Below are 10372 nucleotides of genomic sequence, written 5' to 3'. Positions count from 1 at the left end.
AAAAGAAAGGACCGAACGTTTCCACGTTCAGTCCTCTATGTGCCACCCAAGTATCCGTTCAGGTATAAACGATGACGCTTATCCGAATGGCATTAAGCCGGGAGGCTAGCCTTTTTGTTTGGTGCTTGTCTGCTGAAGTTATTGAATCAGAGTATTATCACCCACAACAATCCCTTGACCGGCATTCGCTGAGAAGGTAGCAACTTGTCGCTGGGCTTCATTAGTGGCGGCTTGAGCTTCCGAAGGCAAAATAGGGTTCCCTTCACCGTCAACCAGTTGTGGGCCAATCACTGTGCTATGTTGGGCTTTTGATATATCAGCATTGAAGCGAGCGATATGTTTAACTTCACCGGTAACACTATCTGTTAATGGTGCCAGTTCGAGTTGCTTAACCAGAGGTTCAGTACCGCCAATGCCAAATAGGCCCGTATCATTTGGAACGACACTGTCCCCCTCAGCCTGCATCACATATACCGGGCCGTTTACACCGCTTGCTAGGTTGTATGGATCGACGGTATCCAATACGGTCTGGGCAGCGTAAGCGAACGAGGTAAATGTGCTATCAATTTTGCCCTTGGTGGTATCATCTAGGCTGTTGTAGAAGGCAGTGAAGCATGCGCCACCATCAGCCGCTGTGCCACATGCCGCAACATATGCCGCTTCATCGGCACCAATAAGCAGTGAGTGCTTGATGGTCGGGCCGAAAGTTGCTGATTCCAGTAGTAAGGAAGGAATGCCACCGCCTGGGTTGGCAAATGCCCCTGAGGTGAAATTAAACATTGCGTCAGCGGCAGGAATCCCCATGCTGTCGTTTGCCAAACGGTAAGTACCAATACCCGTAATTGCCCCCAGTGAATGGCCGAAGAAGCCGACATCCATGACGTTTAAGCTTGGGAAGGTTGGTAAGCCACTCAATGCCATTACGGATAACGAGGTACGAACGCCGAGATCATCGATGATGCTCTGACGAATATTATCACGGGCAACATTTAGGTATTCGAGGTTCATGTAAACGTCAGCGGTGTCGCCGGTTGTCACTGTGCCATCGTCAAGTGCCCGTTCACCGTGTAGAGGGTGGTCTATCGCAACAATAGCTTTCGGAGCTAAACCATTTTCCATTGCAAAACCAATGTGTTGGGCACCAAACAGGTAGGCTGTTTCTTTAACAGATGTAATACCGTGCTGGTATACCACAGCTCCCGGTGTTGGAGCCACCGCTGCGGGTGGAACGATCATCAGTACCGGCACTTGATCAACAGATTGGATTTGCGGTAGTGGACTGTACTGAGTCACCAGGCGTTCTTCATCAAGTTGCGAGCCATCAGCCAGCGTGACTTTCAGGCCAATCAGTTTGACGAACTCAGCGCTGTCACCGGCAAGTAGTTTGGCAATATCGATACCGCTCAAAGATGCCTGTACCGCAGCTTTGTCAGCATCAGAGCCGTTGGTCATAACATTACTGATTTTGGCAAGGCTAGGTACAGCACTCTTCCAAGGGGTTTTCTTCCATGCTTCGTCTTCAGTATTGCTGTTAAGGAAGTTTGGCAGGCTAACGGTACCTGTATATATCTTTATACCGTTGCCCATGTAGCCATTGATTAAACCATCAATAGTGCTTTGGTCATTACCAACAAGCGCTTTTAATGTTGGGTTGCTATTAAAAAAGGTTGCAATATCAGTGACTTCACTGATATTCATTTGATATAGGCTAGATAAATCGACATTGTTCGGGTTGGCTTCACCCTTTAGGACATCTTCAGCTTTACCGCCTGCCTGCACTGTACCAATGGTCTGGGCAATGATGGCTTTTGTCGTATCAAGCACATCACCAACTGATGCGGTTGTAAACCAACTTGAGTAGATGATTGACTTAGAGTCGATGCCTTTTGCTGCCGCGATTGTGGCTTCAATGGCATGGGTGACTTTTTGTGCATCGATAAGGTCACTGCTTGGTGGCTTAACGGTCGTTTTCAATGCCGCATAGGATTCAGACATGCCTACAGGCTCGCCTTGGTCATCAACCAAGGTGTCGGTTACCGCGAACATGTATTCAGACTTTGGATTCAGTGGATTTTTGGGGATAACGGTTAGGTTGCCATCTAGAGTGACAACGGTGTAATCAACCCCATTTTGTAAGATCCCTTTGACCTTTAGGTCGCCAGAAAGAGGGCTTGTGGTCTCAATCAGGTGAAAGGCACCTTGTGCACTCATCAGGTTTAAATCGCCATCAAATGGCATTAGTATCGGCTGAGATACACTCCAGCCATCTGTTTTCCCCAAGGCTGTTAGCGGATCTGACAAATCTGTCTTGTAGTTTTCATCACCAACACTTCCTTCTGTAGACAGTGTCCCGTCTGTGCTGTCCATTGCCAAGAAAGTCGGCAAGATAGGGGCGGTCAGTACATCGAACTTGATCTTAGTGCCGGCCTGAAGGCTCTTGGCGATATGATCTTCATAGCTGACTTTGTTTTCGACTTTTGTGTCATTGCCACAGCCCGCCAGTACTAAAGATGCTGCAATACTCAGTGCTAAAATGCTTTTATTCATGATGGTGTTCCCTTAACTGAAATTTGTTTTACCTACCGGATTAGAAGATGTAGTTAATCTGCGCAGAGGTTAGGTATGCGTCATTTTCGGCGTGGAATGTTTCGCCGCTCTCTTCGAAGCTATTGCTCTTGCCATAGAGGTAGGTAAAGCCAAAGTCGAACGTCATTTGGCTGCTGTAGTTGTAGGTAAAGCCAGCTGAGTACCAGTAACGGTCGGTATCTGGGATGCTTAATGTAGATTTTCCAGCTTGTTCATCGAACGCAAAGCCAGCACGAAGGGTCCAGTCAGGGTTGAGGTTATAGGTAGCACCGATTGAATAGCGGAAATTATCGTCGAAGTCTTCTTCTTTGAGTAAGCAAGTATTGTCTACGCACTGATCACTGGTGGCACGTAGTTCTTCAAACTTGCTCCACTGGATCCACTGAACACCGTAGTGAACTGCCCATTGGTTGTTTAGTTGATGAAAGCCACCAAATTCTGCGATAGCCGGGGTGATCACGTTCAACTTACCCGGTACGGTATCACCTGCATTACCGTCTTTTAGGAATGCACCCGTGTAGTCGGTGAAGTCACCATCGAATTTCAGTTCTACTTCCGAGCGGTAGCTTAGGCCAAAACGGTTGTTTTCGTTCAGTTCGTACATCAGGCCGATGTTCCAACCCCAGTCAATGGTGTCGCCTTCAAGTTTCAGTAGATCTGCACTTGGGTTCGAAGGTTGCAGGCCTCCGAAGTGGCGAAGTAGTTCTGCATCGGCATAAACCATGTTGATGCCAGCGCCAATGCTGAACTGATCGTTGACCCGGTAAGCGATATTCGGGTTTAGGTTCAGGGTCAGGAGATCTGTTGTGCCAGCATCAGCACCGTATAGGAAGTCTGTTGGGTATTCGGTTGCAAAGCCATAGTTGGTGAACATCGCCAAGCCCCAGGCAAACTTGTCGTTGATTGGCTGGATGAAGTACCCCGCTGGAACGATAGCGGTTGGTGCTACATCGGTGGCTTTTTCACCGCTACCTTGTGCTGTCACATCAATTTGTGGGTCAATGTATGAAATTGCGCCAGAGAATTGCATACGGTCGAACATCATCATCGCCGCCGGGTTACGAGCGAGTACAGATGCGTTGTCTGCAACAGCCACTTCCCCAGAGAATGCGCGCCCAAGGCCGGAGGCAGAATGCTCGTTGACTTGGAAACCGGCGGAATGGGCATTGATACTGAGTAGCGCTGCGGATACGGCGAGAGCCGTTAGAGTAATTTTCTTAGCCATTATTATGCGTGCCTTTTAGAGTTGGTTACTTCTTGTTCTTCGATCCATGAATGAAAAACGCAAAAAGGTGTTACTGAACCATGGGGTTTCGGAAGGGGCCCTTGTTGACAGGGGAACAGCATTTGTTCACACGAAGGAGACGCATTAACGATAGATTGCCATGGATTATCGTTAATGCGGTGATACCACTTGAAACAATATGAAACAGTCAGCGCAGTATACGAGCGGAATTTAGAATTGTTAACCTAGTGTAACGTATTGTTTTTGAATAAAATGCCTAATTGAGCAATGTTTAATTAGACTGCGTTTAAAACAATCAATTAAATTAAGTCGGGTGTTTGAATGGAAGTGTGACCAAGCCCGTATTTAAAAGGCTTGGTCGGAGGTCTGATGAGTTATCTTTGTTTGAATTATTCGGTGTCGGTGCTAGCTTCTGTTTGATTTTCTAGCAATGGCCAACCACCTAACTTTTTCCATTTGTTAACAATCTCACAAAATAGTTCAGCCGTTCTTTCAGTGTCGTATAGCGCAGAATGGGCTTCTTTGTTGTCAAATTCGATCCCGGCAGTGGCACACGCTTTGGCTAATACGGTTTGGCCGAATGCCAAGCCACTCAACGCTGCAGTGTCGAAGGTAGCAAATGGGTGGAAGGGGTTGCGTTTTAGTTTTGCTCGCTCGGAAGCTGCCATAACAAAACTGTGGTCGAAGTTGGCGTTATGGGCCACCATGATGGCACGGGAGCAACCTGCCGCTTTTTGCTCTTTGCGGATTTGCTTGTAGATTTCCTTCAGTGCGGTCTCTTCAGATACCGCTCCACGCAGTGGACTAAACGGGTCACGGATGCCGTTGAACTCTAGTGCTTCTTTGTGGATTACCGCACCCTCGAACGGGGCGACATGAAAATGCAGTGTCGTTGCCGGTTTCAGCCAGCCTTCTTCATCCATTTGTAGTGTCACTGCGCAGATTTCCAGTAATGCATCTGTCTTGGAGTTGAAGCCGGCAGTTTCTACGTCAATGACGACAGGGAAGTAGCCGCGAAAGCGACTTTTCAATGTATTTAGTTCGTTATCTTGGCTCATAAAACGGCAAATCAATGTAAAATAGTCGGCCATTATGTCAGATTCGATCGATGAGCTAAACCTTTCCCTGTTCTGTAGTAAAATCGTGCAACAGAAAGGAGTAATTAAAGTTTTTCTGGCGATTTCCGATACAATATCGAGCCCCACATTTCTCACGCACTGGCAGGCAGTGTGAAGGGCAGGACTGCAGCAACGGGTGGAACCATGGCAATCTCGAATTTTCATATTTGCGCACTAGCATCAATGCTCGGTCTGGGGATGGCCAGTGCTGCGAGTGCAACACCTGTTTATGTTGCCCAACCGTCGCAGTCGGTGTGGAAGGTAGCTGTTGATACACCGCTTGAGTGCCGGATGCTTCATACTATCCCCAACTACGGTGAAGCCCAGTTTACCTCCAAGGCCAGCAAGAAGATTAACCTCGATTTCGAGCTGAAGATGCGCCGTCCGATGGGCGAGACCCGTAATGTCAATTTGGTCTCGATGCCTCCACGCTGGATGCCGGGCGATGCGGCGCAGCGCATCACTAACTTAACGTTCTTCAAGCAATTCGACGGCTATGTCGGTGGACAAACGGCTTGGGTGATGCTGTCTGAATTAGAAACCGGACGTTATCCAACTTTCAGTTACCAAGACTGGCAGCAGCAAAACAAACGTATCGATGTTTCTCTGTCAGCGGTTTCATTCCAACCAGCTTATGATCAGTTCAGTCAGTGTCTGAATAACTTATTGCCATACAGTTTTGAAGATATTGCCTTTACGGTTCTTCATTACGATCAAGGCAGTGATCAGCTAAATAAATCCTCTCAGCAGCGTTTGGCCCAAATTGCTGATTTTGTTCGCTACAGTGACGATGTCGACTTGGTTCTGGTCGCGACCTATACCGATGGCCAAGGTGGTAAAACAGCTAATCAGGCATTGTCTGAGCGCCGGGCAGAGCGCCTTGAGGAATATTTCATGGCGATGGGGTTACCGGAAGACCGGATACAGGTTGAAGCCTATGGTGAGCGTCGGCCTGTGGCGGACAACAGCACACCAATTGGCCGTAATAAGAACCGCCGGGTGGTCATTTCACTGGGGCGCACGATTATCTAGACAACGTGAAGTTAGGTTCGCGAATACGGATTACTTGGCTAACTTTATAGGGTGTAGTCGAACATAGGTTGTCCAATATGAAATCGTTGTTGTATGTTACGCTTTTCGCGGCTTCTCCTTTGTTTGTTCAGGACTGTTTTGCTAAAGATTGCGATCCCGTGGCCAAAGTCGATGGTGTGCCTTATGAGGTTAGTACGGGGAAAGCTGAGTCAATGGGCTTGAACCGGGCTGAGTCTTTTACTGTTTACACTGTATCGGGAAAATCGAAATTAGATCAGTTGGTCGATAGTAAGCTCAAAGAGAAAAACATCAAATATTACTCTGTCGCCTATGTGGTGCCGCGCAGTTATGACAACAATTACCAAGCGATAGTGACAGGCTATTACGATAAAGTTGAGTAGCTGAATTTGCTGGAAAAAGGTGGCTAAGCCACCTTTTTTTATGTCTTTTACCGACCGGTGAGTCTTATTTTTGAAGCGAAGGCTTTGCTTACAACAGACTAAATTTATTGGGAATAATAACTAAGCAAGGTGGTGGCTATGAAAAATATCCTATGGATTATGTTGTTTGGAGCTAGCGCAGCGTTCGCCAGCAATGATGTTGTCGTGGATAGTACCGCAGACAAAATTTCCGAAGAGCTTGCCGCTGAGGTGAAATCCCAGCGAATAACTTTAGATCAGGCTAAAGAAATGGATCTCAACCGTGCTGAAACTTATGAGGTGGTTAGTACAGTGAGTGCAGATAACTTGGAAATGCAGATTGCTGAAAAACTAAAAGAAAGCATCATGCCTTATTACTCCATCGAGTATAACGACCCAACCAGTGACAATGAGAGCTATGTAGCAACAGTCACCGAATACTTCGGCAAAGTTGAATAAAGCTCCATGACAGTTAGTTTTAAGCTGAAATATGCCCGCTTTAGCGGGCATTTGTTTTATCTGTAGGTAGACTCTATTTGATGCTTCAGTGATAGCCAATCAAGAGGCATCTGCTTACGTTGGCCGCTGTAAATCGGGTTGAAGAATACCTTCAGGTTTCCTTCGCTATTGCGAGCCTCAACGCGGGCAACGTCACCTTCAGAGAGTTCTAGGGTAAACCCTGCTTCTTGGTTCTCAACCTTGTCGACAACCTTCCCGTTGAGCACAAGCTGCCAGCACAGGTTTGTCGGGCAGGCACCATTAAACTGTATCGTGGTATTGGCTTTAACACCTTCCCCCCACATAAGAGGCTTACCTGAGTGCATCTCCGTTAGCTGGAACTCAACCTCACACTCTTTGGTGATAAAACTGTTTCCGTGTTTGAGTGCTTGTTTTACCGAAGAGGGACTCTTGGAGTTTGCCCAAAAATGGGTGACGGGTTTGCCGGGACGGATATATTCTGATCTTGCCTTGGCGTGAAAGTCACTGCCGCCAACAGCAAAAATACGGTAACCGTTGTTCCAAAGCATATCGAAGGCTTTGACGCTCCTGGCATCATCAATACTTATTTTGCCTTCACGATAGGGGCGGCAGACTTCCATCGTGTCGAACAGAGATAAATCAAAGTTGTATCTTGCGCCAGTATGGGGGTTGAACGGATGGTTGAGTGAGATCAGTGCCCCTTGTTGTTTTGCCGCCTTGATACACAGCTCAACACTTTCATGGACGGTGCTGGCACCTTTGGTAATTGAGTGGATATCCAGTGGTTCTGTTAGGCCGATGAAATTGATATGGCCGTTATCATCCAGCGTGAGCTCGGTGGAGTAGGTCGGCTGCTGGTCATCACGTAAAGATCGAACTACAAGGTTATGATCGGTGATTGTATAGAAATCAAGGCCACCCTGGCGACATAGTTCATCTAGATGCTCCAGTGATTCGTTGCCATCAGACACATAGGTGTGCATATGAAAATCCCCTTTGTGCCATTTGGGCGCGCTGCTCTTCACTGCGCTGGGGGAACTGCTGAAATCAAATGCCATATTGAAACTGTCAGCATGGATACCTGCTTGATCAAGTGACACCCTGCCAAACCCGCTGAGCGGGTGGAAATGGGAAAATACCATTTCCCATTCCCCTGTCTCATCCAGTTCCGGCAAGTGAAAATGCGCCAATTTAGATTTGAAGGTGATTGCACAGGCAAACTGGCCCGATGGGCTATACAGGCTGACTAGAACATGCTCAAACGGTACATCAATCAACTCGATATTCAATGGGTGGCCGGCTTTGGCATAAAAGCGGTAGGCCATCGATTTTGGGGCAAATGGCCCGAGGTTATTCCTGATCGTTTCAGGGTCACTGAATCGAACGTCAACGGTGAGAGGTAGGGCCGGTGTTGTCACGGTATTCATAGGGTGGTCCATCAGTCTTCAAGATTATTGGCAACAAGGGTGATTAACTGAACGTGCTTTTCTTATCGTTGAACATGATGCGGATATATAGGGCACCTACGACAGATGAGATAGCAAAGATAATGACCGAGAGTGCGGCTGCCCTTGAGTAGTCCTGATAGACCGAGAATTCCTGGAACAGGTTAACCCCCAGCATTTTTACCGCATTTTCACCCATCAGGAATGGGGTAGTGAATGCACCCATGGTGCTGATGAAGACGAATGTAGCTGCCAGGTAGATAGTATTTTTGATATGCGGGATTACAATCTTAAATAAGATATCCAGGTTCTTAAGGCCGATGTCGCGGCCCGAATCAATTTGGTTGTTGCTGATTTTGTACAACGCGCTCATGAGCAATAAGGTGGCAAAAGGAATGTTGAACCATAGGTTCATGATAATGATCCCAGTATCGGTATGGAGCAATTGCGGCAGGAACCGTTCACCGGTGATTTGGTAGCTGATACGTGTCAGGCCGCCGCCGTTGCGGATGACTGACATGAAAGCAAAGACGGCAATGACCCCCGGGACAAATTTGGGTAATAAGATGATCTTGCCAATCCAAAATGCATTCTTGGAAGAGGAGAAACGCAGGTAGACAGATAAAATCAGGGCGAACAGGATAGTTAGTGCGACAGTCCACAATACAATCGAGACGGTATAACGGATATTGGTCTGCACATTGCTGTCAGTCAACAGGCTGATGTAGGTATCAAAACTGTAGCCGCCAGCTCCGTCCGAGAGGCTGGTGACAAAAGAGGAAAATACGGGATAGGCGACAAAGCATAACAAAATGGCCATTGCTGGCATCATTAGACTTATTCCCAGTACTGCTTGTTTGTCAATTTTCTTCATTAGCTTATTCATGTCACATATCCCGATTGTTATTACTTGCTTAGAACAGCAATTTTGTTTGCCCACTGGCGTTTAAGTTGGTTTTCAAGGTTGCCCAGCGAGTAAGTGCGGTATTCACTGACTTCTAACCCGCTCAGTGAGTTAACGACGTCCTCATCTAGCTCGGAGTTAGCAATAACCGGAATGGCTTTTTGCTCTTTCACAAACAGGTTTTGCGCCTGTGCAGACACCACGTAGTCAACAAACTGCTTGGCAGCCCCTTGCTTGGTAGAGTCTTGCGGGATAGCGATAGAAACTAGGCTTCCGGTGAAAGCGGGTTCAAGCTGGGTGATGGCAATAGTGTCAGGGATCAAACCACGTGACTTCTGGTCCAGTACCATATCTGCCCACATAGGTGTCATGTCAATCTCACCGATGGCCAGTAGGTCGAGCGCGCCTTGGTTTTTGAACGGGTAGTGGATACGGTTGGCTGTTTGGTACATGAACGGGTGCAGCTCTTCCAGCAACTCGAAGCCCTGTGACCACTGCTTTGACCATTTCTCGTCACTGGAGGTCATCGCTTCTGTTGGTAACTGGTTGTATACCGAACTAACAAGGAATGAATCACAAGCGCCGCCAGTACCTGGCTCACAGTAGCCGAAGCGTTGCGGGTTTTCTTTTATCCATTCGTACAGTTCTGCCGATGTTGTCGGGACATTTTTGACATCTTCTTGGTTGTAGGCAAGCACGACGGTTGTGCCACGGTAAGGGACGGAATAGCCCTTAGAGCCAGCGTTATCGGCAATCACGTTTTTCAGATTGGGGATAGACGCTTCGTCCATTTTGACCAGTGCTTCCGTTCCGGCTTGGGACAGGATGTTGTTTAGCTCCGACTGGTTCACTTCTAGGATGTCGATACCCGAGTTACGACCCGCTTTGTGGGATGCAATCAGACGGTCAGCCCCCACCATTCCGCCGGTACCTGAAGGCAAGAACTCTAGGTTTACCTTGATATTCGGGTGGCTTTTTTCGAAATCTTGGATCACTTTGTCCCAAGTCGACTTAACATTGTCAGAGCCGCCAGAGTAGAGGTTGATGGTTTCAACATTGCTCGCAAAAGAAGCGCCAGAAGCTAGCAGGCTGATAGCGACTGCCAAGCGAGAGACGGTAGATTTCATCGGAATATTCCCTTA

General features: G+C 47.6%; 9 protein-coding genes. 3 read left to right on the top strand and 6 right to left on the bottom strand.

The annotated features are described in order from the left end of the window. Nucleotides 1-138: 138 nt before the first annotated feature. The 3 genes from BIZ37_RS16165 to rnt all read right to left on the bottom strand — a co-directional run bounded on the left by BIZ37_RS16165 (nucleotide 139) and on the right by rnt (nucleotide 4890). A complete protein-coding gene (locus BIZ37_RS16165) occupies nucleotides 139-2547 on the bottom strand; it encodes a VolA/Pla-1 family phospholipase (protein WP_187462344.1) in 2409 nt (802 codons plus the stop codon). A gap of 40 nt (nucleotides 2548-2587) precedes the next feature. Further along, complete coding sequence (locus BIZ37_RS16160; RefSeq protein WP_187462343.1) at nucleotides 2588-3811, bottom strand: outer membrane protein transport protein; 1224 nt, start codon at nucleotides 3809-3811, stop codon at nucleotides 2588-2590. Between the two features lie 410 nt (nucleotides 3812-4221). After that, on the bottom strand, nucleotides 4222-4890 hold the full coding sequence (rnt, locus tag BIZ37_RS16155) for a ribonuclease T (protein ID WP_187462347.1): 669 nt from the start codon (nucleotides 4888-4890) through the stop codon (nucleotides 4222-4224). A gap of 243 nt (nucleotides 4891-5133) precedes the next feature. On the opposite strand from rnt, the gene BIZ37_RS16150 reads away from it, so the two are divergent. The 3 genes from BIZ37_RS16150 to BIZ37_RS16140 all read left to right on the top strand — a co-directional run bounded on the left by BIZ37_RS16150 (nucleotide 5134) and on the right by BIZ37_RS16140 (nucleotide 6860). Further along, nucleotides 5134-5982, top strand: coding sequence for an OmpA family protein (locus tag BIZ37_RS16150; RefSeq protein WP_187462346.1), 849 nt, complete (start codon nucleotides 5134-5136; stop codon nucleotides 5980-5982). Nucleotides 5983-6059: 77 nt separating this feature from the next. Continuing rightward, on the top strand, nucleotides 6060-6383 hold the full coding sequence (locus BIZ37_RS16145) for a hypothetical protein (protein WP_187462342.1): 324 nt from the start codon (nucleotides 6060-6062) through the stop codon (nucleotides 6381-6383). Nucleotides 6384-6521: 138 nt separating this feature from the next. After that, the gene (locus tag BIZ37_RS16140; RefSeq protein ID WP_255526780.1) at nucleotides 6522-6860 is read left to right on the top strand and encodes a hypothetical protein; all 339 of its coding nucleotides are present in this window, start codon (nucleotides 6522-6524) and stop codon (nucleotides 6858-6860) included. A gap of 56 nt (nucleotides 6861-6916) precedes the next feature. Here the strand turns inward: BIZ37_RS16140 and BIZ37_RS16135 are convergent, their stop codons facing one another. From BIZ37_RS16135 to BIZ37_RS16125, 3 genes are read right to left on the bottom strand one after another with little or no spacing between them, the layout of a single operon-like run. Beyond that, on the bottom strand, nucleotides 6917-8308 hold the full coding sequence (locus BIZ37_RS16135) for a CehA/McbA family metallohydrolase (RefSeq protein ID WP_187462341.1): 1392 nt from the start codon (nucleotides 8306-8308) through the stop codon (nucleotides 6917-6919). 43 nt (nucleotides 8309-8351) lie between these two features. Then, nucleotides 8352-9212, bottom strand: a complete 861-nt coding sequence (locus BIZ37_RS16130; protein ID WP_187462340.1) for an ABC transporter permease — start codon at nucleotides 9210-9212, stop codon at nucleotides 8352-8354. Nucleotides 9213-9232: 20 nt separating this feature from the next. Beyond that, on the bottom strand, nucleotides 9233-10357 hold the full coding sequence (locus BIZ37_RS16125) for an extracellular solute-binding protein (protein WP_187462339.1): 1125 nt from the start codon (nucleotides 10355-10357) through the stop codon (nucleotides 9233-9235). Between the last annotated feature and the right edge of the window lie 15 nt (nucleotides 10358-10372).

The organism is Photobacterium sp. BZF1, assembly GCF_014349205.1.
Lineage (GTDB): Bacteria > Pseudomonadota > Gammaproteobacteria > Enterobacterales > Vibrionaceae > Photobacterium.
The sequence above is the reverse complement of the archived record's forward strand: the minus strand, read 5'-3'. Positions and strand labels throughout refer to the sequence as shown.

What these genes read in the sequence shown, in the direction of transcription:
- BIZ37_RS16165 (WP_187462344.1), bottom strand. Translation starts at nt 2,547, where the DNA reads ATGAATAAAAGCATTTTAGCACTGAGTATTGCAGCATCTTTAGTACTG.
- BIZ37_RS16160 (WP_187462343.1), bottom strand. Translation starts at nt 3,811, where the DNA reads ATGGCTAAGAAAATTACTCTAACGGCTCTCGCCGTATCCGCAGCGCTA.
- rnt (WP_187462347.1), bottom strand. Translation starts at nt 4,890, where the DNA reads ATGAGCCAAGATAACGAACTAAATACATTGAAAAGTCGCTTTCGCGGC.
- BIZ37_RS16150 (WP_187462346.1), top strand. Translation starts at nt 5,134, where the DNA reads ATGCTCGGTCTGGGGATGGCCAGTGCTGCGAGTGCAACACCTGTTTAT.
- BIZ37_RS16145 (WP_187462342.1), top strand. Translation starts at nt 6,060, where the DNA reads ATGAAATCGTTGTTGTATGTTACGCTTTTCGCGGCTTCTCCTTTGTTT.
- BIZ37_RS16140 (WP_255526780.1), top strand. Translation starts at nt 6,522, where the DNA reads ATGAAAAATATCCTATGGATTATGTTGTTTGGAGCTAGCGCAGCGTTC.
- BIZ37_RS16135 (WP_187462341.1), bottom strand. Translation starts at nt 8,308, where the DNA reads ATGAATACCGTGACAACACCGGCCCTACCTCTCACCGTTGACGTTCGA.
- BIZ37_RS16130 (WP_187462340.1), bottom strand. Translation starts at nt 9,212, where the DNA reads ATGAATAAGCTAATGAAGAAAATTGACAAACAAGCAGTACTGGGAATA.
- BIZ37_RS16125 (WP_187462339.1), bottom strand. Translation starts at nt 10,357, where the DNA reads ATGAAATCTACCGTCTCTCGCTTGGCAGTCGCTATCAGCCTGCTAGCT.